Source organism: Cytobacillus sp. GQ23 (assembly GCF_059758675.1).
Genome location: NZ_JCAXER010000028.1, coordinates 18,223 through 40,567, shown reverse-complemented (window position 1 = coordinate 40,567; position 22,345 = coordinate 18,223). Strand labels below are relative to the sequence as shown.

Genomic DNA, 22,345 nt, shown 5'->3' with positions numbered 1-22,345 from the left:
CCCTGGTTCTAACTTTGCTTTTTGGCTAAGACCTTCCGGTTCGGTGATCCTGGCGGCTGTTCCAGCCATTTGTGCTTGATCATAAGGTCTGCTCCGTCCTTGGCAAACTGGGCAATCTCAAGGGAAAGACGTTCATAATTCAGAATTAAATCACTCCTTTGGCTTGCGGAAGCTGCTGCTGCATAGTTCCCTAATCCCAATGTAGTCAGAAAAGCCATTAGCTGCATCATCAGCCGTTCGGTGAATGGTGCTTCGCCGCTGCCCTTAACAGCATAATCAGCGGAATTAGGGGCTTGTATATCATTGTCAAGTAATGTCGCACTAAGAATCTTCACATGTTTTTTGGAAATGTCCTTCCCCCGTTCCATGTACCTGATAATCTCTTTTGATTTGGCAGCCTGTGAAAAGCTGAGAGCAAGCATAGTACCAACCATGTTGGTTTCAAGATTAAAGGATAAATATCCGTTACTTTTTCATATAATTCCATAGTTTGATCGATGCAATTAATAAAGAAGGCTCGTATATCTTTCCTGGTACACATGCCCAAGGAGCTGCCATACGCAACCAGACCGGATTTGGCCATCAGTATAATAAATTCCAGCATAAATGGATCCGTGTATAATTTTTGGGCATTGAGGTTAACATCCTTAGATGAAAAGCCTGCAGGGATCGGAAACTTTTCATTCTGGAAAAATGCAGTCAAGAACTTGATGTGCCCTTCTGATAATTGACGGGCGAATTCGATTACAGGTTTAATTTCATCGTCCTCTACGGTCTTAACAAAATACTCCAGAAGAGGCAGTGACATGCTATCATTCTGGTATCCCGTCCATAAAACGGCCATTTCACCTGATGTCAAATGTACCTTCTTTTCTTCCATTCCAAAATCCCCCTAGTTATCGTTATCTTTATTATTTCCTGTTTTTAAGGGATTATGAAAAAAGACTCCCTGTATGGGAGCCTCAAGTTTACTCTGATAAAGAACCGGGTTTAATATTTTTGCCGTAAAAGATCTCGTCCATCTCTGTAGTAAGCCGCTCAGTAATCTCTTCAGCTTCCTTTAGATCAAGCTTGTCCTTAGTATATCCAAATAAATAATTATCCAAATCAAAATCCCTGATTTTACATTTGGTATGAAAGGTGTGTGCTTGATAAATATTTACGTCGATCATATCAAAATCTTCTTTTACTTCATCCGGTATATAGTTTTGGATCGAACTGATATCATGATCAATATATAATTTTTTTCCGTCCTTGTCCCGTGTAAAACCCCTGACTCTGTAATCGATGGTCATGATGTCCGTATCAAAGGAATGAATAAGGTAATTTAGGGCTTTCAGCGGGGAAATTTCTCCGCAGGTGGATACATCAATATCTGCCCTGAATGTGCTGATTCCTTCGTCCGGATGATATTCAGGATAGGTATGCACGGTAATATGGCTTTTATCCAGCTGCATGACTACATTATCAGGCAGCGGACCGGGAGATTCATCATACGATTCTGCCGGCACCTCTACCACTGGCCCTTCGGATACAAGAACCGTTACACTTGCACCCTGCGGCACATAATCCTGCTGTGCCACATTCAGGACATGGGCGCCAATAATTTCGGAAACATTCGTTAAAATTTTTGTCAGGCGCTCCGCACTATATTCCTCGTCAATATAATCTATATATGCTTCACGCTCTTCCCGGGTCTTTGTGTAGCAAACATCGTACATATTAAAGCTGAGTGATTTAGTCAAATTATTAAACCCATGCAGCTCTATTCGTTGTTCCGGAGTAAGTTTCAACATGCTTCCCCCTTTGCACTATCTGTTCATTTTTATATTTATGTTACCCAAACTTTTCTTTTAAAAACGGTAAAATATCGAATCACGGTTAAAGAGACTGCCAAAAAGGGTAGAAAAAAAAGGAAGACAGCAATGTTTTGCATTTCCGGATTTTTAAATCTTATAATGAATGGGCATACCTTTGATAATGGGTTGAAAGGTGCATGGGAGGAGATTATTTGAGGAAGTTTTTATTTATATTTGTCCTGCTGTTTCTCGGTTTTGCCTTTTCACAGCCGGATGAGAAATCAGCCGATGATCCTAAATCAGGAACTGTAATGGATAATATAAAAACAGATATTCAGCTTTTTAAAGATAATAAGGACCTGCAGAATATAATTACCGGTGTGATGGAGGAAGCGCAAAACTGGGCAGATAAATTTCTTCTGACTATCGGGGAATTCACCGGGGAAAAAAATCCTTCTCCTAAGGAAAAAGCGGAAAAACCTGTTCTGGAAGCCCCTGAGGAACAAATCTTTTCTATTCATAACATAGAAATCGGCGATGATAAGGCGGAAATTGAAAAGAATCTCGGTTCCGCAGACCGCATCTCCGCAAATGAATATGGATCAGACTGGCATGCATATCATGATCAATATCAAAATTTCGTAATGGTGGCATATGACAAGCAGGATAAAGCTGCCGGCATCTATACAAATCAGGATTTGATTTCTTCTGCAAAAGAGATTTCCTATGGAACGCCAAAGTCTTCCGTTGCGCATCAGCTTGGAGAACCGCTTGACCAAATGAGGAAGGGCTTTGTCATTTTCCAGCTAGAAAAGGATAGAGATTACGATTTATACGAACTTGATGGGAATTATGTAACCATTTTTTATGATAAGCATCGTGACAATACGGTAACATCCATCCAGATAGTAAGTAAAGCACTTGAAGAACAAAAAGATGCGTTTTATGCAAATGCCAGCACTGCTTTAAAAGAAGGATTTGAATTACAGCTTTTTGATATTACAAACGCTGAAAGAGTGGCTCACGGTGTGTCTGTACTAAAATGGGATGATGCTGTTAAGGAAACGGCAAGAAAGCACAGCAGCGATATGGCGGAAAACAACTATTTTGACCATACCAATCTGCAGGGCCTTTCCCCTTTTGACAGAATGCAGGCAGATGAGGTTTCCTTCACATTAGCCGGGGAAAACCTTGCTTCCGGTCAATTCAGCAGTATCTTTGCCCACGAAGGGTTAATGAATTCACTTGGCCACCGAAAAAATATTCTGCGTGCGGATTATGAATTTATGGGTGTGGGTGTCGCTTTTAATTCGAAATCACAGCCTTATTATACGGAAAATTTTTATGCCAACTAAAAGCTCCTGCTTCTGCCGGAGCTTTTTTTGTGATGGTAAAAATCACATTCTCTTTTTTTATGCATACCCTATATCAGCCTATTTAATATTTGAGCAATTGGGGTGAGCAGAATGGCAGTAGTAAAGGCACGAGATCAGGATATAGATTTGCTTGCCCGTCTTCTTCGGGCAGAGGCCGAAGGCGAAGGCCAGCAGGGCATGCTAATGGTAGGGAATGTGGGGATTAACCGGATCAGAGGAAATTGTTCTGATTTCAAAGGCATTCGCACGATACCGCAAATGATTTACCAGCCACATGCTTTTGAAGCAGTACAGAAAAGCTATTTTTATCAGCGTCCAAGAGAAGTGGAGAGACGGCTTGCACGGAGGGCCGTAAGAGGTGAACGGATCTGGCCATCCAAATTTGCTTTATGGTATTTCCGGCCGCCTGGCGAATGTCCGCCCACCTGGTACGATCAGCCCTTGGCAGGAAGATTTAAACTGCATTGCTTTTACGAGCCTACAGCGGAAGAATGCGAGAATGTTTATAATACATTTTAAAAGAATCCCTGCCAATTGGATACTGGCGGGGATTTTCTTAATCACTAAATTTCCATGTCCATCAGAATTCCCTTTTTTACGTAAATTATTATTTTCTTTGCTTCATCGAACGCTCTTTTTCTCCCGCTTGGATGCTGCTTCCAATGGCTTTTCCCTGTTGCACCATCATTGGAAGATACAAGAGAATAGTTTATCCAGCCAGGCATATAGGTCTTAAAAGTCAAGTGAAGCCTTCTCATGTGGAATGGAGCAGTCACGAGAATGATATTTGAAATATTCTCCATACCGCACATCCTATCCATAACCAGCATAGAGGCAAGCACATTTTCTTTTGTATGAAGAGATGTATTCTCAATAAAAAGATCAGACGAAGGGATTCCGTACAAGATTGCTTTTTTCATTAATTTTTCTGCTTCAGTTAATTCATTGCCCGGCCATTTTACACCACCGGAGAAAAGCAGCTTTTTTGCCCTTCCCTCCTTATAAAGTCTTATAGCTTCAGGCAATCGATATTCTGCTGCTTTACTGCTGCCAGGCACAAAAATAAAATCCCCCTTTTGCAGATTATCTTCAATCCCTTCATAAAGCAGCTTCGTGACGTCATCTTCATTTAACTGGCTGGGGCTGAATTCCGAGATTTTCACAAAACTTCCCCCTTTCGTTCCCAGCTTATTCCCTTCTTGTATTATACTATTCCTCCAGGACATGAGTTCAACGTATATTTGCCTAATTCAAAGAAAAAGCAGCGGAAATCCGCTGCTTTCGTTTAGAATGTTTTTGCTTTGTCTTTTGCCCGGGCAATGGCATCTGCTTTAATTTCTTCTGCTTTATCCGGCATAGCATTGTGCCCTTCCACAAACAGACCTTCGAATGAAGGGACTCCGAAGAATTGCATTAATACTGTTAAATAGCGGTGACCCATTTCCATCTCTGCTGCTGGACCTTCCGAATAGATGCCTCCGCGAGCCTGGATGTGAATCGCTTTTTTATCTGTCAATAACCCGATTGGGCCTTCTGCCGTATACTTAAATGTCTTGCCGGCTACAGCCACTGAGTCAAGATACGCTTTCATTACTGGTGGGAACGAGAAGTTCCAAAGCGGTGTAACAAACACATATTTATCAGCTGCAATAAACTGCTCGCTTAGCTCGGATAAACGGCCTACTTTTGATTTTTCTTCTTCTGTCAGTTCTTCAAAACCTTTGCCTGACTGAAGCTTGCCCCATCCGCTGAAAACATCCACATCAATTGCCGGAATATTTTCCTTATATAGGTCAATATGAACGATTTCGTCATTTGGATTAGCTTCTTTGTAGGAATCAATAAATGCCTTCCCTGCTGCCATACTGTATGAAACCTTGTCATCATGAGGGTGTGCAGTAATGTATAAAACTTGAGCCATAATCTTATCACCTTTCTATTTTGAATTGAGTCAATTTAGTTTGAATCAGAAGTAAAATATGTATTCATCCTGCAGTATGATCATTTTTATTCTTAATCCGAGATAATCATATTCAAAATAAAAGAGAATTACAAATGATTTGCTCAGGATATTTTTTTATCAAAAAGATCTGATGGATAATCCTCAAAAGAATGGTTATCTCCCCTTATTTAACGGGATTTCTTGAACTGCCCCCCCTCCATCCATGCGGAGATCATTCCAACCCTTGACGGAAATGGGCAAAAAAAAGACCCAGGATCGGGTCTTATTATTCCTTTTCTTTAGGTGAATATGGATTAGTTCCAATATTTTTTCTCATTTCATCTGTTAGTTCAAAAGGAATGCTCGAGCTTGCTTCTCCGTCCTTTTCATAGTTCATTTGTATGCTTCCATCATAGTGGAATGGTTTATTTTCCATGAAAAATTCACCTCATTTTTATTTTTGTTACCTAATTATACACTAAAAAAGACCTATTTTTTCAGAAAAAATAAAAAATATTTATTTATCTTCCTGTAACTATTGTTCCGTTTTAATGGCGACTATATCCGGATTTTTTAGATCAAAAAAAGAGCATTATTCCGTATTGGGAATGAATGCTCTTCAGCTTCAAGGTGTTTTTTTCTTGATTTCAACCAGTTTTATCCGGTTGTCTTCAATCGATTTTATTTCAAAGTGCAGATGATGGTATTCAAATGTTTCCCCTTCAGCTGGAAAATGGCCCAGTTCTTTTAGCAGGAATCCTGCAAGGATATCCTCATCCTCGGGAATTTTTGTTTTAAAGACTTCATTGATCCTGCGGATGGCCAGTTTGCCATGAACAATAATATGATTCTCCGTTAATTCATCAATCAGCACCTCAGTGTTGTCATCTAATTCATCTTCGATTTCCTGGCCAAGCATTGCTTCAAGAATATCCTCATGAGTGATGATTCCTTTAGTCCCGCCATATTCATCCAAAACAATGGCAAGGTGCTTCCTTTCTTTCATCATCATTTTGAATACCTTGTCAATGCTATGAAATTCGTATACAAATAAAGGCTCTAAGTCAGTAAAATCATGCAAGGCTTTCTCAGGCTGATTAGACCAGAAGAGCAGACCTTTAGCATGGAATACGCCCACAATATTATCCATATTATCTTTATACACCGGATACCTTGTAAAATGATTTTCCAGCACGATCTTCTTTGCTTCTTCCATTGTGGCTTCATAGGGAATACCTTCAATGTCCATTCGCGGCGTTTTAAGTGCGTCACTGACATCTAAATTATAAAAATCAATGATTCCTTTAATCCGCTGAGTTTCTTCTTCATGGAACGTTCCTTCACTTGTGGCTATATCGACCATGGTAATGAGCTCTTCTTTGGATACTGAAACAGAATCCCCATCATTTTTGGAAAGAAATTTAATTATTCCCCTCGTAAATTTCGATATTAGAAAGGTCACAGGCTTCAGAACCAGCATAAGAAATCGAATGACTGGAAAAACAATATAAGCAATTTTATCTGCAAAGGTTGCTGCTATGGATTTTGGCAGAACTTCAGCAAATAAGATTAGCGCAACCGTCAGAAAACCTGTTGCCAGCCCTACACTGAAATTATAATCAAGGGCAATAATGGTTACCAATGTAGGCAGCATGATATTAGCAATATTGTTGCCAATCAATATGGAAGTAATCATCTCATCAGGCTTTGAAACCATATCTAAAATTCGTTGTGATTTCTTATCATTATTGTCTGCTCTGGATTTTAATTTCATTTTGTTAACTGCAGTTAATGCCGTCTCACTTCCCGACAGGAAAAAGGACATGAACATAAAGAACAAAATAGCAATAAACAAGGTTGATTTCCTCCAATGTTAATCATTTGTATTTGTTTTTACCCAATCAGCACCCAAAAAAACAGTGCTGGGCAATTTTGTCTGTTAAACCATTATTATAAAGTAAAAGCAATTTTATCGAAAATATAAGGCTTCCTTCACTGTTCTCTTTTTTATACTTTCAATAAAAAATCACTCTTTGCTCATAATAATCATGATAAAAATTGAAAGAAGATGAAATAGTTATGAACAGGATGATTATGCTGCTGTGCTGTTTCCTGCTTATTAGCCCATCAGCAGTATGGGGAGATACGGCGGATAATCAGGTACAGGCAGCTTTTATACGAAATAAGTATGTATGGATTAAGACAGGAAAACTGGAAGAACGAATTACGGCAGAACCTGGCACGTTCACAAGTCCGCCAAAATGGTCCTATGATGGCCAATGGCTTCTCTATGAAAAAGAAGTGAAGGAATCCGATTCGGCTGAAACTGAGATATGGGTATATCATGTAAAGTCACAGACACATAAGAGGATTTTTAAAGGTGGCGGGAATGCCAAATGGGCACCTTCCGATTATAGAATTGCTTTTACGAGCAATGGTGGTGTCCTAAACATATCTGACCTAGATCGGTTCTATAATATTGCTTTAGGAGTAAGTGATTATAATTGGGATCCTGACGGAAAAGGGTTCATTGTGTCTTCCAGCGCCGTCTTAAGGCCGGATGGCTGGACCAGTCCCATTCTATATAAGGTTCAGCTGCCGGAAAAACTTGAAAATATGAATTTAACCCAGCATGTGAAACCCCTTTTCCCAATCCCTAAGGAAATAGGCTATGGCAAAGCTTCCATTATGTCCATCAATGCAATGTCATTTAAGTTCTCTCCAGATGGCAGATGGATCTCTTTTATTGTGAGTCCAACTGCTTCGCTGGCCATGGATAGTAATATGGTCTGCGTCATTTCAAGTGATGGGAAGAATTTCGAAGTTCTTGATGAGATGATCCTTCATTTGGACGTCCCTAAATGGGCGCCCGGCAGGAATCTATTGGGCTACATTGCAGGCGGGGGCAGAATTGTCATGGGATTCAAAAATAAAAAATTGAAGGTGGCTGAATTGCCTGCATTCAAGACCCTAAATCTTACCCCTGCTAAATTTGCAGAAATGGGCTTTACCTGGGTGGATAATGAAAGGCTGGTTGCCTCACGTGTGGAAGAAAGTGAATGGTCAAATGATCCTCAAAAACGCCCCGAACCATCACTCTTTCTAATCCACCTCGGCGATACCCAGCAGACGAGAATCACTAATCCTAAAAATTCAAATGGAGATTATAACCCTTTTTATTTAAAGACCGCTGGCAAGCTGACATGGATCAGAAAAAAACTGGCAGAGCAAAAAGGCGATATATGGCTTGCTGAGCTTAGTGGGGAAAAACCGAAGCTATGGGCAAAGGATGTAGAACAATATTCATTTTATGAAAACAATGGACAGAAAAGCGGTTCCTAAATGGAATCGTTTTTCTGTCCGGATGGTGTTCCATTCAGTTCAAATCATTTTATTGTTAGCCAAAAAGGTATATTTTTACTGTTTGAAAACCAGATCAGGTTGGCATGGTCTCATTCATCTATTTATTGCTGCTGAATACCCAGCAGGATTTATCCGTTCTGGTATCTTCTCAGAAGACCTCCTTCCATTTTTGATTTTTCTCTTGTATAATTTAGATTAAGTTGAGTTTTTTATTTATATTTAATGGCTCATTGTAGCCTCGCCGTCGTCTTCACCGGTCTCAGTTACCTTTAGAATGGCGACGGCTCCTTTTTGTGCGTGGTTAAATTGATGCGTCACTATTGGGTAGCTGCCTTCCTTCGTAACGGTAAATTCCACAATAGCTCCGCCGCTCGCCGGGAGCAAAACCGTTTGGAGACCTTTGTAATGGTTATAAGGATTGCCGTCAATGTATACGTCGTCAAACACCGTGCCAACCACATGGAAAGAGCTCACTTCATTTGGCCCCACATTATTTACATAGATCCTCACTTTGTCCCCTACTTTAGCGAGAAGCGGATTGTCCTTAAGTGTGAACGTATCCCCATTTGTATTAGGGTCTCCCGCTTTTAATGCCTTTGCAGAAAAAACTACATGAGTTGGAACACCATTTGTAAAATCATCAAGATCGTTGTATTTATACCATTCGTTTTGAATAAGAGTATATTCTCTATCAACCTCTTTATCTGTCGGATAGCCGTCTTTGGGTTTTACAATGATCGTTCCGTGCATTCCATTTGCGATATGTGATAAAACCGGTGAAGTACCACAGTGATACATAAACACACCAGGCTTATTTGCAGGGTACCTGAATGTGCCCGTTTCATCAGGTTTGACGTTCGAAAAGTCCTCTGAAGGTGCTGCATGTACAGCGTGAAAATCCATACTATGCGGTATTGCCGGATCCATGTTTTTTAAAGTGAAATTGATTATATCCCCTTCTTTGACAACAACTACCGGCCCAGGTGCTTCCCCGTTAAATGTCCATGCTTTATAGAATTTCCCTTTGTCGATTTCTACATCTGTGATTTGGGAAGTCATTTCGACATTCACTTCTTTCGCCCCGACTCTTTCAATCTTCAAGGGAACAGGTTCCTGATTTAAATTTTTGTGCGGAGCAATTGCCTCAGGCTGAGCTGTTTCTGCTGCCAGAACTTTTTCCTCGGGCTGAAGGGAATTTTGCGGTGTTCCCCCCTGGCTGCAGCCGGTTAGTAAACCTATGCCTATAGCTGAAGTTAGCAGATATTTTACCCCTTTTTTCATCTTGTTTTCCTCCTTAACTATGATTGGTTTATCTGCTTTAATCATATGGTAAACTTGGTCTAAAATTGGTGATTTTTCTCACAAGACTTTGGAATTCTGTGAAGAGTTTGTGAATAAGTGATCGAAGCCCTTGAATGGCGCTTCCTCTCTGTCATTCTTCGGTCTGCAACCAATTCTGCGTCATTTTAATAGAGACTTACATTTATATTACATTGTAAAATAGTGTTCCTATCTGCCTCAAATGGTTTATAATCATTAAATGTAGTTTATTGCATCAGATTAAAAGGAGAATTTAATAGTTATGGAATTTATTATGATTTTGAAAGCAATTATATTGGGGTTTGTTGAAGGTATGACAGAGTTTGCCCCAGTGTCATCGACAGGACATATGATTATTGTGGATGATATGTGGCTGAATACAAAGGAGTTTTTATCAAAATATGAAGCCAATACCTTTAAAGTAGTTATTCAGCTCGGTTCTATTTTAGCGGTTGTGATCATTTTTAGAGACCGCTTCATTGAAATGCTCGGTCTTGGAAAACGGGCTAAAAGCTCTGCAGAAAAACAAAATCGCCTGAAACTGTCTCAAGTAATTGTCGGGTTAATTCCAGCAGGGATTCTTGGCGTTTTGTTTGAGGATTATATTGATGAACACCTGTTTTCAACAGAGACTGTACTGATTGGTTTGGTTATTGGCGCATTTTTGATGATTTTTGCAGATATTTTTGGAAGCAAGGACCCGAAAACAACATCGGTTGACCAAATCACCTATAAACAGGCCTTATCCATTGGGCTGATTCAGTGTTTCTCCCTTTGGCCAGGATTCTCCCGTTCAGGTTCCACCATTTCCGGTGGCGTGCTGCTAGGCCTTTCACACCGGGCTGCAGCTGATTTTACTTTTATTATGGCTGTGCCGATCATGGCCGGTGCAAGTTTCCTTTCATTAATAAAGAATCTCGAATACTTTTCAGTTGAGGCGCTTCCGTTCTTTATTGCAGGCTTCATCAGTGCCTTTGTTTTTGCCTTAATTTCAATCCGATTCTTCTTGAAAATTATCGGCAAGATTAAACTAGTTCCTTTTGCTATTTACAGGATTGTATTGGCTGGGGTTATCTATTTCGTATTTTTATAAAAATGAACCCGGACTTTGGTGGTCCGGGTTTTTTGTTTGTTTGGTCATATGGAGCGGTTAATTGCTTATGGGGTTTTTATTGGTTTATTTAGGTGAGAGGATGATTTGGATTTGAAAACAGAGGTTTTGGATTTTCGATCCTTTATTTTTTGTTAGAGGCGGCTCTAAATTCTGACCCGAACATGAAGTTTTCAGGTTTTTGTGTCAGAAGTTGGTCTGGGGTAAGATACAATTCTTTTTGTGTGTGAAGTTGCTCAATAAATCGGACACAAAACCGAGGAATCGCCCTTATTGTGTCCAAAGTGGGCCTAGGTTCTGACTCAAAACCGAGGAATCGCCCTTTTTGTGTCAGAAGTGGCTCAAGGTTCTGACGCAAAACCGAGGATTTTCCCTTTTTGTGTCCGAAGTAGCTCAAGGTTCTGACACAAAACCGAGGAATCTCCCTTATTATGTCCAAAGTGGGCCTAGGTTCTGACACAAAACCGAGGAATCGCCCTTTTTGTGTCCGAAGTAGCTCAAGGTTCTGACACAAAACCGAGGAATCGCCCTTTTTGTGTCAGAAGTGGCTCAAGGTTCTGACGCAAAACCGAGGATTTTCCCTTTTTGTGTCCGAAGTAGCTCAAGGTTCTGACACAAAACCGAGGAATCGCCCTTATTGTGTCAGAAGTGGCTCAAGGTTCTGACGCAAAACCGAGGATTTTCCCTTTTTGTGTCCGAAGTAGCTCAAGGTTCTGACACAAAACCGAGGAATCTCCCTTATTATGTCCAAAGTGGGTCTAGGTTCTGACACAAAACCGAGGAATCGCCCTTTTTGTGTCCGAAGTAGCTCAAGGTTCTGACACAAAACCGAGGAATCTCCCTGTTAGTGTCCGAAGTAGCTCAAGGTTCTGACACAAAACCGAGGAATCGCCCTTATTATGTCCAAAGTGGGCCTGGGTTCTGACACAAAACCGAGGAATCGCCCTTATTGTGTCCAAAGTGGGCCTAGGTTCTGACACAAAACCGAGGAATCGCCCTTATTGTGTCCGAAGTGGGCCTAGGTTCTGACACAAAACCGAGGAATCGCCCTTATTGTGTCAGAAGTGGCTCAAGGTTCTGACACAAAACCGAGGAATCTCCCTTATTGTGTCCGAAGTAGGCCTAGGTTCTGACTCTAAACCGAGGAATCGCCCTTTTTGTGTCCAAAGTGGCTCAAGGTTCTGACTCAAAACCGAGGATTTTCCCTTTTAGTGTCCGAAGTAGCTCAAGGTTCTGACACAAAACCGAGGAATCTCCCTTATTGTGTCCGAAGTGGGCCTAGGTTCTGACTCTAAACCGAGGAATCGCCCTTTTTGTGTCCAAAGTGGCTCAAGGTTCTGACGCAAAACCGAGGATTATCCCTTTTTGTGTCCGAAGTAGCTCAAGGTTCTGACAGAGAACCAAGGAATCGCCCTTTTTGTGTCGGAAGTGACCACGGGTTCTGACAAAGGCCCAGGAATCGCCCTTTTAGTGTCAGAAGTGGCTCAAGGTTCGGACACAAACCGAGAAATCTCCCTTTTTGTGTCCTAAATGCCCCCAGGTTCTGACACAAAACCCTGGATTCTCTCTTATGGTGTCCGAAGTTACCCCAAGTTCCAACTCAAATCCCCCTTTTCAAGCTCTCTTTGTCCAAACCAACTGCATCACCTTCAAACACCGTGGACTGGTCCCCCTATCAATTTCAAGATAAAAATAGTTTTTTAATAAAGCTAATCATTAACCTAGGGCTCCTCAATACAACCCGAATGAGAAATTTCTAAAACCGAGGATTTTTTCCAGAATATCTCCCAGCCGCCCTCGTTTTCACAACTTCTTATTTATCATCCGCTTCATCCTTTACCTCATCAACAATGCGTTCGGCTGCTTTTCGGTATAAGTTGCTCATGTGCACCATGGAAGCTGCCAGCAGAACTTTTTCGAGCTTGGCTGGCTGCCCTTCATTTAGATCTGCCGACCTGCTCGCCTGGTTTTCCAAATCCTTCGCAAAGGTATTGGCATTAAGTTTCGCCAAATCCAGGTAAAGCTGATAAAAATGGTCCAGATTCATCTCTCCATTTGCAGTCCTGCTGCTGACGTCATTTAGCAGGCTTTTAATGTCGCTTATAGATAATGCCCCTTTTAGCTGATAGATAAAAGCAATTAAGATAAGGTGCTCCTTGGAATATTTTTTGTTTTTAACAGGAAAAAACAATTTCCCTTTTGCATAGTTATTTATCATTGTCTTAGTAAGCACTTTTTCCTCATCATTTCTCTTCGTGCTGCCAAAGGTGTTTTCAAACAGCTGAATTACCTGGTCCATGTATAAATCTATCTGCGGGATATCTTCCAATTCAATTTGGTTATCCGCAATAAGTTTTTCCAATTCCATAGGTATCCCTCAAACCTTTCATTTATCGTTATGTAAATTTTACTTAAATGAACGCAGAATGTAAATGTTGACCAGATGATGTTTTGTATATATTATATTAAGTAGTTATAAAAACTACATGAAGATACATTAGGAGGAGATTTTATGAATTCATACATCCGGGAGCCCATAAACGGACTAACCCATTTAGCAGGAGCCATTTTATCCTTTGCCGGATTGCTTGCCATGGTAATCAAAGCCTCATTAACAAGTTCTTCACCGATTGCCATTGCCTCTGTTGTTATTTTTGGAATTAGTTTGATGCTTCTTTATTCAGCATCAGCTGCCTATCATATGGTCATCGCTAAAGATAAAGTCATAGCATTTTTACGAAAGCTTGATCATTCCATGATTTATGTATTAATTGCAGGTTCGTATACACCATTTTGCCTGATCACCTTAAATGGTGTAACGGGCTGGGTTCTTTTTGGAATTGTTACAGCTATTGCATTATCGGGCATTTTGTTTAAAATGATCTGGTTTAACTGCCCGCGCTGGCTTTCAACAGCATTATACATTGCCATGGGATGGATTATCGTGTTCGCCTTTTCTCCTCTTTCTGAGTCATTACGCTTGTCGGGTGTTCTGCTTCTTTTGCTGGGAGGCATCCTTTACACGATCGGCGGAGTAATTTATGCTATTAAGCCAAAATTTCTTGAATTCCATCATTTGGGATTTCATGAGATCTTTCATATCTTCATCCTGATGGGAAGCATGGCTCATTTTCTTTGTGTGTTCATGTATGTAATTTAATCAATAGAAAAAAAGCGGACACTGTACAGTCCGCTTTTTTAATTAGATTCCTTCTATTTCCTTCAAAACAGCTTCTAATTTTTGATCCGAAAATCGGACCATATTTTTGTAAATGTTCATAATAGATTCAGCATAATTTGTTCCAGGTACGGCCCATTTGCCATTCAGTTCCCTCCACATCTTTGCCGAACCTCTTTTTACGAAGCTGAAACGCGGATCCACCAGAGGGTATTTCGTTGGTAGAGGCTGTGTGCTTGCGTAAGCATATAAATGCTGTAAATGTGCCAAAACGCCTTCTTCTTGTGTGGAGAAGCTTGCTCCTGCCGCACCATTCCCTGTTGCACCAATTCCGGCGAAATTATTCTGGCCGGGTTTAACATCACCGGTAAATCGGAGAAAGTTGGTTTCGTGTATCGCCTGTGCAAATGCCACGTCCCCTCTGATTCCATAATACTCACCGAGAGATGAATAGAATGAACCTAAATTGGGGGCATTCGGATTTATCTGTTTTGCATATTGGTTCATATGTTCTGGTGATAAATGAGTTACTCCCAGAATGGAATAGCCTGCCGGTTCAGAAGGGACTGCCGGTGGAGCGTCAGACTGTATATAGGCATCTGATATTCCTGCCTTCTTCACTGCTGCCAGCTGTTTTTCTGCATTTTCCCTTGAACTGAAAGCCCCTGCCTGTACCCGATACCAGACCTTTCCTGATATTTGTGCAGCCGCTATAACAGATTCAATGCCTTTGCTTTTGAGGGCGGCTGCCCTTTCCTCAGCATTTTTTCTATCAGTAAAAGAACCGGCTATAACTCTGTACAGATTACTTGGGTCAGCTGGCTTTGGGGGATTTGGAGGAACGGCTGTTTTCGCTTTAAGGTTGAAGGCTTTCACGATTCCATTCACATGGCCCTGCGCCACTTTTTGTCTCCACAGCGGGTCCTTCATTAGAGCGGCATCTGCCGGATTATCAATAAAACCATTTTCAGATAATAGGGCAGGCATGGCCGACTCACGCAGCACATGAAAATCTGCCTTCTTTTTACCTCTATCAGTGAGGTTATTCAATTTGGTGACTTCCGCATGGATGATATTCTGGTAAATGGCAGTCTGCGAGGAGCTGCTTAAGCTGCTATGAATATAATCTTCATACCCCCTCGCTGCTCCATTTGCAGCGTTACAGTGAATAGAAAGGTAAAAATCAGCCCCCCAGCTATTGGCTTCAGTTGTCCTTTGGTTCAGACTTTTAGTCGCATCATTTTCACGGCTCATCTTTACTTCTACATTCTGATAAACAGTAAGTAAGATGTTTTTTATATTTTTTGCGATATCAAGTGTAATATCCTTTTCTTTTATGCCGTTCCCCTGTGCGCCTGGGTCTGTACCTCCGTGTCCAGGGTCTAAATATAGCTTCATGGTCTCCACTCCTTTTATTAGTTATGTGCAATAGCTAAAAATTTTGGAGCATCCCAATTTATGAATCTAACATAGCAAGTATACTTGCTAATAATAGTATATGTTAGACAGCATATATGGCTTGTACACATGACCTATTTCTATCATTAGTCAGGCCCAGCAAATTTTTAAGATGATAGACCATGTTTTTATGTACATAACAGCAAGCCTGGTTTGGGCTTTCTTACCGGTTAAAACAGGACTAATATTAAGCGTGTAAAACAATAGCCTAAAATTCTCATCTTTAAGTTAATAAATCGACATCGTGGCCAGCAGGATAAGGTGGTGGTCCCCTTTTTTCAGATTGTATAAAAGGTACTTCTTTTTTCATCTCGGCACTGTCTTGGATTTCCCATTTGAATACAGTGTAGTTTTCAGTTTCCAAGTATTTTATAAAATAATCCCTGCCTTTTGTACATACTTCGGCTGAAGTTCGGACAAATGGTGAGGAACAGTAGTTACTTCAATACCCTGTCTCAAATGAAGTTCGCAGTTCTTGCCATTTTCGTCTATTCTTTCGTAATTGCAGAGTCATAGGTAATTGCTTATCATATTTGCTTCTCCACAAGTCCCCTCTAAATTAGTTTTATTTACGATAAATATATGTTTGTTAGAAATAAAAGGGATTGGACCTGTTATTCAGTTTTAGTTCAATTGTTTTTATTAAAATTTCTATAATATTAGTTGTTTATCAAATTTTTTTCCCGCTATATAGGCTAGATTCTCACTCGATATATTCATTCCAGCCGTATGCTAATGATGAAGATAATTTTTAGGGGAGTGAAAAATTCATGGGTTTGTGCGGCAAGAAATATCATAAGGGTCATGAAAAGCACGATGATTTTTGCGATGAACATGAATACGACTGCGATTGCCATTGGAAACCGGAGAAAAATAGTGATAATCATAAATTCCATCACCATTTTCATAGAAACTGTGTAGAAGAGGTGTTGGAAGCCATTGATAAAGCTCAGAGAAAGGTAAGAGATGAGGACGATTGCAAGACATCCTGTAAGGATTCCATTGATCGGCTCATGGCAGGATCCAAAAAGCCGAAGAAAAATACGATCCCATTTATCCTCTATTGTGGGGACTGTGAACCATTTAAGGCCACAGGAGTGACTGCATTTACTCATCATTCAAAAGAGAAAAAGTTTGCATGTATTACGTCTTTTATTTTTAAAATAAAAGAATTTGATGGTCAATGCGCAGTTCTTGAATTATTAACGTTCAAGCACTGCAAATCATCAAGAGATCCCTTCAAACACGCTTCAAAGGATTTTTGCTCTCCATGCAGCCAAATTGATCATGAAAATATTGAAGACCTGGCTGGTACAGGTATTTGTATCAACGTGGATCTCTCATGCTTCTGTGCCGTAACCTGCTTGCCTGCTGTCCGCATTTAGTGACTTGTAGGTATTTTTCTTGTGATGGAACTAGAGTAAAAACTGAAACAAAAAAGGTGTACCTCATTAGGTGCACCTTTTTACTTTTATCCCCCGAAAGCCTCCAGAACGTTGACTACTTCTTTTAAATCTAAATCTGCATCATCTGTCTGATTCTTAACTGTATATTCCTGATTTTCTTTCCTATTCAAAGTGATGGACCCGCCCTCTATAAGCCTTTTTAATTCTGCTATTTCAGCTAAAATCACTTCACTGCTGCTGCCTGCTGATTTAGGATGCAGATAGTTATGAAGTGCTGATAAAAGCAGATGCATTAAAGTCTGATTTGCTGAATGGTATTTAATTTGTTCCACCACTTTTGGGGATACAGTAATAGTATTTCCCGTTTTTACATCTATGAAGGATTCGGAAATCGTTATAGCAGTTTTATTAAGAGAATCCGTATATGTTTTGGACATTAGCTTCATCCCTAACTATTTACGGAAATGGCAGTGCTATTTCCTTTTTCTTTTTTTATTTGATTCATTTTCGCCAGAATCATCAAACCCTGAACATTAAGCTTTTCCATTTCTTCAGGAAACATTAGCACAATTGGCCGGCCTCTATCAGACCATTTCACTGCAGCTTCGAGTATCTGCTTTTGGGCCAGCTTGGCTGCACCACCCACTGCAATATACTTGACTGCCCCTTTAATCTCCCTCGAACTGCTCCGCACCCTGTCAAAATGCTCCAAGTATTTTGCAGCCATAGATTTTAGCTGCGGTATAATATATTTGCTGATGTCCTTTTTTACTCCTGCAAAGGGCTCCACATACCATTCTGAGATCCCCGCTGCCAATTTTTCTTCAAGCTCTGCCCGTGAATCGAAACGATATAGCTCATTTTTGCTAACCTTCTGGATAATATGGTCAAGAAACTGATTTATTCCAAAAGGTTCCCCTTCTATGGAAGCAACCGGTTTATTATGCTTTATTCCTACAAAATCAACAGAATCTCCGCCCAAATCTCCAATGATGATTCCTTTTTCGGATTCTTTAACCAGTTCATGGTTTTTAATTCCCAGAGTGTCCTGATCCCTGGTTAAACCCAGGTAGGCACAGGCTCCTTCTGCCCCTATAATTACATCTCTGATATTAAGTTTAACTTCCAGCTCTTTTGGATCAGCCAATCCAGGCACTTTGTGTAAAATAATTGTATGTGAACCGACTAATTTCTCTTTAAATACTGATTTACGCTCTTTGTATTGCGTTGTCGGCAGAGATACAGCTAATTGATCGACAGAATAGCTTATTTCCAGCTCATCAGGAGTTTGAATGGCTGCATGATATGCTGCTAATCCGAAAAGTAAAACATACGTTCGATCCTCATCAACTTTTTGATTATTGAAGGAAGTTAAGCTAACATCCTTTTGTCTGGCAGCTCCCAATCCAATATAATATATTTCTCTTTTTTCCTTAACGGCCCTGCTTTTTACTTCAACGATCAAATTCTCTTCAAGGATAGTATCCTCATCATCATATGGTTTTTCATAAAATTCGCTGTCAAAAAGCGCAATTGCATTTGGAAGCTGGTACTCGGATATTTGTCCGCTATCTGATGCCATTGCTTTATACCAGCTGTTCCCTATATCAACCGCAAGAAAATTTCTTCTATCCATTTTCCCTCACTCCTCCTTGAATCTTATGCGGGTTAGGAGTCCAGTTGTGCCCGTCTTTTTTTTATAAAATTTTCTCCTTCAGTTTTAAAGGCTCTTTTTTTCTATAGGGCAGGTGCCCATACATAGTCATTTATCACGCATACTATGCTATATCTTGACTTCAGGAGGCCCCAATATGTCTGAACCGCATAAAGATAAACATGAGAATGCATGCTGGGCAATTACTCATAATTGTGAATGTGAAAGCTGCATCGAACATCATCCCCATGTAAACATCGGCAAAATTGTTACAAAGGTACCCGTGGTGCTGGCTGAGCTAACCTTACAAATAAATATAGATGCCTTACTGACGTTTCCAGAGCCGGTTCTGGAAATAAAGGACATTAAGAAAACAGTTAAATTAACACAATGCAGACTATTACTGCCTACAAATAAATTATTTATTAAAGGATTTGTGCGGAAAAACATTCAATATGCCAGTCCATCCCCTGATATTGAAATGCACACGGGGAAAAGCATTGCTTCTGATATACATTCATACACTGTGGATATCCCCTTTCATTGTGTGAGTGAGATTAAAAAATTCTTAACAAAGCCTCAAATGCCGGAAATGAATAATAGATTGGAATTTGACTTCCTTATTTCTAAACCTTTGCCAACAGGCCATCCCGAGAAAGATAAGCTGCAGACAAAGGACCTTTCCCAGTTCCACCAGGAAAGTATCCAGCATTATAACGAGCTTCCATTCTGTGAACTAATTTCAAGCAGAATAATAGAATGGGATGAAGCCATCGACCGGTCTCCACTTCCCAACTGCTCACCATTAGGAGAAGGTGTTTTTACAAAGGTTGAGGAGAAAATGGTTTTGGATTTAACCTTAAAAGTACTGCAAAAACAGCAGATCCGCGTATCTTCCACAACTAATGATGATGATTGTTTTGATCATTGCGATTAACGCTTTGAAGATGATTAATCTTGAAGGTAAGGAGGGGATTGGAGAGGTTGCTTTTATAGACAGCACCCCTTCCTGGAACCATGAGAAATGACAATACTCCAATTAATAATATTAAAAGAGGAATGAATAAGCAGACTGCCCAGCAAATGTATTATTATTCTGGGCAAGGGAAACCGGACAGCAAAATGATTGAAAGTGAGTCTAAGAAGTCTAAGCCTGAAGGGAAACAGGTAAAGAAGCTAAAGCCTTTGTTTTCGCCAAAAGGAGATTCAGCACCATTTATTTTTACACCTCCAAAATTAGAAGACAGGCAAGTCAGCCGTAATAAAAGAAATCCCTTAGACTCAATTTTAGATGATGGATTGATTGCACAGCCGAAACCTAAAAAAGAAAATGGTCAGATACTCGATAAAAAAAGTGTAAGTATTCCAAAAAGCTTAATGACTATGCTGACTCCTTTTTCTCCAATGCTCAGCTGGTCTCCCTCCTTACCAAGTAAATTTACAAATAAAACTGGGTATAAGGATATCGAAAAAAATGGCCAACCTGGCTATGATCATTACTCTAAAGAAAATACTCTGCCAATCCAGAACAGCATTAATGCATTAGATAAGGCAGAAATATCCCTATTTGAAAAAAGAACAAGTGCTTTCGATGAAGACAAAAGGGATACCTCTTTCCTTCAGCATGAAAAGCAGCTGGATTTAAAGACCAGTTCAAGCCAGTATGAAGTAGTGGATTTGGTAGAAGAGTTTACAGCAATCCTTGAAACTTCTAACCAAACAAACATTGACGTTCCTAATAAAGAAATAACATTAACTAATATAGATGATCCAAATTCAAGGAAAATGGACCCGCAAGAACCTATAAATGAATTTCAATTATCTTTGGAAAAAGGCTTATTACTTAATGAAGAAAGTCAGGATAAAAATGTTCAGTTTGATGAATCCCTAGACTCTAATAATGATCCCAAAGTAAATAACGATCGTTCACTGGAGAGTGAATTTGTTTCAATGCTGGAGGAATCGTCTTCTTCAGAATCGGACATTGATCCATCTAAACCGGATCAATTATTTTCAGTCGAAGCTGATAATTCATTTGGCCGTAGTGAGTCCAGTTCCTTTATGATGGAAAAATACTATGATAAATATGCTGAATTTGAAGAATCATCCTCTTCGGTGCAGGAAATGGATTATTGTTTTGGAGTTCATGAATCCTCCGATGAAAAAAAAGAAATTCTTAATGATTTTGATCAGGACGGCTCTCAAGAATGCTCCTCCCGAAAATGTGATTTACCAGCTGAAACGAAAAATACTTCTTTCCTTCCACTTCAGGAAAAATTATTCTCGTTAATGGAGGAATTATCTTATATAAGTGACCAGGTTTCATCCATTATAAGTGAGGAAGGTATTTCATATCGAAAGTATAGAGCAGATGCTGAAAATGAAAAGTATCATAAGATATCGGTCTTGTTAAATGATTTTTCTTCCATGATGGAGGAAAATGACTACATTAATGACGGAGAAGCTCAAGGTGTAGAAAAAGATAATGTTTTAAATGAAAAAAATCTTATGGATAAGTTCACGTCAGAGGGTGATTCTCCTGAAACCGTGGATAAAATGGCCCTTACTGACAGTGAAGATGGAGATGCTGCTCAAAGTGAAATGGATGTTGAACTACTAAATGACAAAGGAAGCAATCTTATTGAAAAGTTCAAGTCAGAGCTTGATTCACCTGATAGTGTAGATGAAATGCCCCCTTCTATTGTTGAAGATGGAGACACTGCTTCAGGTGAAGCGGATGATGAAGGTAATAACGATGAAAGCCGCAATCTTATTGAAAAGTTCACGTCAGAGCTTGATTCACCTGATACTGAGGATGAAATGGAGCCTTCTATTTTTCAAGATGGAGACGCTGATATGGGTGAAGTGGATGATGATATTAGTAACGATAGAAGCAGCAATCTAATCGATAAGTTCACGTCAGAGCTTGAATCATCTGATACTGAGGATGAAATGGCTCCTTCTATTGTTGAAGATGGGGATGCTGCGCCAGGTGAAGCGAATGATGACATTAATGACGATAAAAGCCGCAATCTTATTGAAAAGTTCAAGTCAGAGCTTGATTCATCAGATACTGTGGAAGAAATGCCCCTTTCTAATAGCGAGTCATCCAGTATGTGTGATAACACTGAAGAGGAAATGAATGAGAAAAGTGAATATTGCGTTTTCGAGCAGCAAGTCGCCCCTCCCTGCCGGACAGGACCAATCATTAAAGTACCTGTAATAGTTGCAAAGTCAGAATTAGAAATGAATCTATTTGAATGCCTCCCTGTTGAATTTATGGTCAAAGAAATAAAAAAAATCGAATGGTCAGTTGATTCACTGCGCTGCCGGGTTATGCTGCCATCAAACATTGCATTTATAAGAGCGATGATTTTTGCAGAAATAATTTATGAAAATAATGATACCCTGCAATTGGCGAAGATAGCAATTCCTATTGAACATACGCTGGAATTATGCTGGCTATCCCCTCCGGTGCTTCCAGAGGCTGTCAGCCAAAACGAATACATGTTTCAAGCTGAAAGTGGAAGTAATGCTCATCGTGAATTCTTTCAGCAATTTTCAGAAGAAATCTGCTGCGAGCTTAAAAAAATCCATGTTGTCTGGCATGATACTCTCGGATCCGGGCCTATTCTGGAAATCCAAGGGAATGCTATATTAAGTTTGGACTTTTTCCAAGAGCAATATGTAAAACTATAACGTGAGGGTATCTTTTAAAGGGTATCCTCTTTTTGTATT

At 40.0% G+C, this 22,345-nt stretch carries 20 protein-coding genes; 8 read left to right on the top strand and 12 right to left on the bottom strand.

Annotation, left to right across the window (positions count from 1 at the left end; genetic code table 11):
• Positions 1-8: 8 nt before the first annotated feature.
• The 3 genes from AC6CHU_RS20660 to speD form a co-directional block, all read right to left on the bottom strand.
• Positions 9-422 (bottom strand): DUF3231 family protein, encoded by a 414-nt coding sequence (locus AC6CHU_RS20660; RefSeq protein WP_498122683.1) that lies wholly within the window; start codon positions 420-422, stop codon positions 9-11.
• Positions 332-880 (bottom strand): DUF3231 family protein, encoded by a 549-nt coding sequence (locus tag AC6CHU_RS20655; protein WP_498122678.1) that lies wholly within the window; start codon positions 878-880, stop codon positions 332-334. Before AC6CHU_RS20655 ends, AC6CHU_RS20660 begins: the two co-directional genes overlap by 91 nt.
• A gap of 88 nt (positions 881-968) precedes the next feature.
• Entirely contained in the window at positions 969-1,793 is an 825-nt protein-coding gene (gene speD / locus AC6CHU_RS20650; RefSeq protein ID WP_159866666.1) for an adenosylmethionine decarboxylase, read from the bottom strand.
• 218 nt (positions 1,794-2,011) lie between these two features.
• Here speD and AC6CHU_RS20645 point away from each other — a divergent pair, with 218 nt between their 5' ends.
• Positions 2,012-3,154 (top strand): CAP domain-containing protein, encoded by a 1,143-nt coding sequence (locus AC6CHU_RS20645; protein WP_285868555.1) that lies wholly within the window; start codon positions 2,012-2,014, stop codon positions 3,152-3,154.
• Between the two features lie 111 nt (positions 3,155-3,265).
• Entirely contained in the window at positions 3,266-3,694 is a 429-nt protein-coding gene (locus AC6CHU_RS20640; protein ID WP_159866581.1) for a cell wall hydrolase, read from the top strand.
• Between the two features lie 44 nt (positions 3,695-3,738).
• On the opposite strand, the gene AC6CHU_RS20635 is transcribed toward AC6CHU_RS20640, so the two are convergent.
• The 4 genes from AC6CHU_RS20635 to AC6CHU_RS20620 all read right to left on the bottom strand — a co-directional run bounded on the left by AC6CHU_RS20635 (position 3,739) and on the right by AC6CHU_RS20620 (position 6,972).
• Entirely contained in the window at positions 3,739-4,338 is a 600-nt protein-coding gene (locus tag AC6CHU_RS20635) for a YdcF family protein (protein WP_159866578.1), read from the bottom strand.
• Between the two features lie 122 nt (positions 4,339-4,460).
• Positions 4,461-5,096: an FMN-dependent NADH-azoreductase gene (locus AC6CHU_RS20630; RefSeq protein ID WP_159866575.1), complete on the bottom strand. Its 636-nt coding sequence runs from the start codon at positions 5,094-5,096 to the stop codon at positions 4,461-4,463.
• Between the two features lie 307 nt (positions 5,097-5,403).
• Entirely contained in the window at positions 5,404-5,553 is a 150-nt protein-coding gene (locus AC6CHU_RS20625; protein ID WP_201306557.1) for a hypothetical protein, read from the bottom strand.
• Positions 5,554-5,742: 189 nt separating this feature from the next.
• Positions 5,743-6,972 carry a CNNM domain-containing protein gene (locus AC6CHU_RS20620; protein WP_159866572.1) on the bottom strand — a complete coding sequence of 410 codons (1,230 nt, stop codon included), beginning with the start codon at positions 6,970-6,972 and terminating at the stop codon, positions 5,743-5,745.
• A gap of 224 nt (positions 6,973-7,196) precedes the next feature.
• On the opposite strand from AC6CHU_RS20620, the gene AC6CHU_RS20615 reads away from it, so the two are divergent.
• Positions 7,197-8,459 (top strand): TolB-like translocation protein, encoded by a 1,263-nt coding sequence (locus AC6CHU_RS20615; RefSeq protein WP_159866569.1) that lies wholly within the window; start codon positions 7,197-7,199, stop codon positions 8,457-8,459.
• Positions 8,460-8,699: 240 nt separating this feature from the next.
• Here AC6CHU_RS20615 and AC6CHU_RS20610 read toward each other — a convergent pair whose 3' ends face one another.
• On the bottom strand, positions 8,700-9,761 hold the full coding sequence (locus tag AC6CHU_RS20610; protein ID WP_159866566.1) for a multicopper oxidase domain-containing protein: 1,062 nt from the start codon (positions 9,759-9,761) through the stop codon (positions 8,700-8,702).
• 301 nt (positions 9,762-10,062) lie between these two features.
• On the opposite strand from AC6CHU_RS20610, the gene AC6CHU_RS20605 reads away from it, so the two are divergent.
• Positions 10,063-10,893 (top strand): undecaprenyl-diphosphate phosphatase, encoded by an 831-nt coding sequence (locus tag AC6CHU_RS20605; RefSeq protein ID WP_159866563.1) that lies wholly within the window; start codon positions 10,063-10,065, stop codon positions 10,891-10,893.
• A 1,831-nt stretch (positions 10,894-12,724) separates the two neighbouring features.
• Here the strand turns inward: AC6CHU_RS20605 and AC6CHU_RS20600 are convergent.
• Positions 12,725-13,279 (bottom strand): DUF1836 domain-containing protein, encoded by a 555-nt coding sequence (locus AC6CHU_RS20600; protein ID WP_251282998.1) that lies wholly within the window; start codon positions 13,277-13,279, stop codon positions 12,725-12,727.
• A gap of 144 nt (positions 13,280-13,423) precedes the next feature.
• On the opposite strand from AC6CHU_RS20600, the gene trhA reads away from it, so the two are divergent.
• Positions 13,424-14,071, top strand: coding sequence for a PAQR family membrane homeostasis protein TrhA (trhA, locus tag AC6CHU_RS20595; protein ID WP_498122677.1), 648 nt, complete (start codon positions 13,424-13,426; stop codon positions 14,069-14,071).
• A 42-nt stretch (positions 14,072-14,113) separates the two neighbouring features.
• Here trhA and AC6CHU_RS20590 read toward each other — a convergent pair whose 3' ends face one another.
• Entirely contained in the window at positions 14,114-15,487 is a 1,374-nt protein-coding gene (locus AC6CHU_RS20590) for an N-acetylmuramoyl-L-alanine amidase (RefSeq protein WP_498122676.1), read from the bottom strand.
• A gap of 830 nt (positions 15,488-16,317) precedes the next feature.
• Between AC6CHU_RS20590 and AC6CHU_RS20585 the strand changes: the two genes are divergently transcribed.
• A complete protein-coding gene (locus AC6CHU_RS20585; protein WP_159866551.1) occupies positions 16,318-16,932 on the top strand; it encodes a CotY/CotZ family spore coat protein in 615 nt (204 codons plus the stop codon).
• A gap of 86 nt (positions 16,933-17,018) precedes the next feature.
• Here the strand turns inward: AC6CHU_RS20585 and AC6CHU_RS20580 are convergent, their stop codons facing one another.
• Positions 17,019-17,390, bottom strand: a complete 372-nt coding sequence (locus AC6CHU_RS20580) for a hypothetical protein (RefSeq protein ID WP_159866548.1) — start codon at positions 17,388-17,390, stop codon at positions 17,019-17,021.
• A gap of 11 nt (positions 17,391-17,401) precedes the next feature.
• A complete protein-coding gene (locus tag AC6CHU_RS20575; RefSeq protein WP_159866545.1) occupies positions 17,402-18,589 on the bottom strand; it encodes a ParM/StbA family protein in 1,188 nt (395 codons plus the stop codon).
• A 175-nt stretch (positions 18,590-18,764) separates the two neighbouring features.
• On the opposite strand from AC6CHU_RS20575, the gene AC6CHU_RS20570 reads away from it, so the two are divergent.
• Positions 18,765-19,544, top strand: a complete 780-nt coding sequence (locus AC6CHU_RS20570) for a CsxC family protein (protein WP_159866542.1) — start codon at positions 18,765-18,767, stop codon at positions 19,542-19,544.
• Positions 19,545-19,624: 80 nt separating this feature from the next.
• Entirely contained in the window at positions 19,625-22,306 is a 2,682-nt protein-coding gene (locus AC6CHU_RS20565) for a hypothetical protein (RefSeq protein WP_251282995.1), read from the top strand.
• The last annotated feature ends 39 nt before the right edge of the window (positions 22,307-22,345 follow it).

What these genes read in the sequence shown, in the direction of transcription:
- AC6CHU_RS20660 (WP_498122683.1), bottom strand. Translation starts at nt 422, where the DNA reads ATGCTTGCTCTCAGCTTTTCACAGGCTGCCAAATCAAAAGAGATTATC.
- AC6CHU_RS20655 (WP_498122678.1), bottom strand. Translation starts at nt 880, where the DNA reads ATGGAAGAAAAGAAGGTACATTTGACATCAGGTGAAATGGCCGTTTTA.
- AC6CHU_RS20640 (WP_159866581.1), top strand. Translation starts at nt 3,266, where the DNA reads ATGGCAGTAGTAAAGGCACGAGATCAGGATATAGATTTGCTTGCCCGT.
- AC6CHU_RS20630 (WP_159866575.1), bottom strand. Translation starts at nt 5,096, where the DNA reads ATGGCTCAAGTTTTATACATTACTGCACACCCTCATGATGACAAGGTT.
- AC6CHU_RS20625 (WP_201306557.1), bottom strand. Translation starts at nt 5,553, where the DNA reads ATGGAAAATAAACCATTCCACTATGATGGAAGCATACAAATGAACTAT.
- AC6CHU_RS20615 (WP_159866569.1), top strand. Translation starts at nt 7,197, where the DNA reads ATGAACAGGATGATTATGCTGCTGTGCTGTTTCCTGCTTATTAGCCCA.
- AC6CHU_RS20610 (WP_159866566.1), bottom strand. Translation starts at nt 9,761, where the DNA reads ATGAAAAAAGGGGTAAAATATCTGCTAACTTCAGCTATAGGCATAGGT.
- AC6CHU_RS20605 (WP_159866563.1), top strand. Translation starts at nt 10,063, where the DNA reads ATGGAATTTATTATGATTTTGAAAGCAATTATATTGGGGTTTGTTGAA.
- AC6CHU_RS20600 (WP_251282998.1), bottom strand. Translation starts at nt 13,279, where the DNA reads ATGGAATTGGAAAAACTTATTGCGGATAACCAAATTGAATTGGAAGAT.
- trhA (WP_498122677.1), top strand. Translation starts at nt 13,424, where the DNA reads ATGAATTCATACATCCGGGAGCCCATAAACGGACTAACCCATTTAGCA.
- AC6CHU_RS20590 (WP_498122676.1), bottom strand. Translation starts at nt 15,487, where the DNA reads ATGAAGCTATATTTAGACCCTGGACACGGAGGTACAGACCCAGGCGCA.
- AC6CHU_RS20585 (WP_159866551.1), top strand. Translation starts at nt 16,318, where the DNA reads ATGGGTTTGTGCGGCAAGAAATATCATAAGGGTCATGAAAAGCACGAT.
- AC6CHU_RS20580 (WP_159866548.1), bottom strand. Translation starts at nt 17,390, where the DNA reads ATGTCCAAAACATATACGGATTCTCTTAATAAAACTGCTATAACGATT.
- AC6CHU_RS20575 (WP_159866545.1), bottom strand. Translation starts at nt 18,589, where the DNA reads ATGGATAGAAGAAATTTTCTTGCGGTTGATATAGGGAACAGCTGGTAT.
- AC6CHU_RS20570 (WP_159866542.1), top strand. Translation starts at nt 18,765, where the DNA reads ATGTCTGAACCGCATAAAGATAAACATGAGAATGCATGCTGGGCAATT.
- AC6CHU_RS20565 (WP_251282995.1), top strand. Translation starts at nt 19,625, where the DNA reads ATGAGAAATGACAATACTCCAATTAATAATATTAAAAGAGGAATGAAT.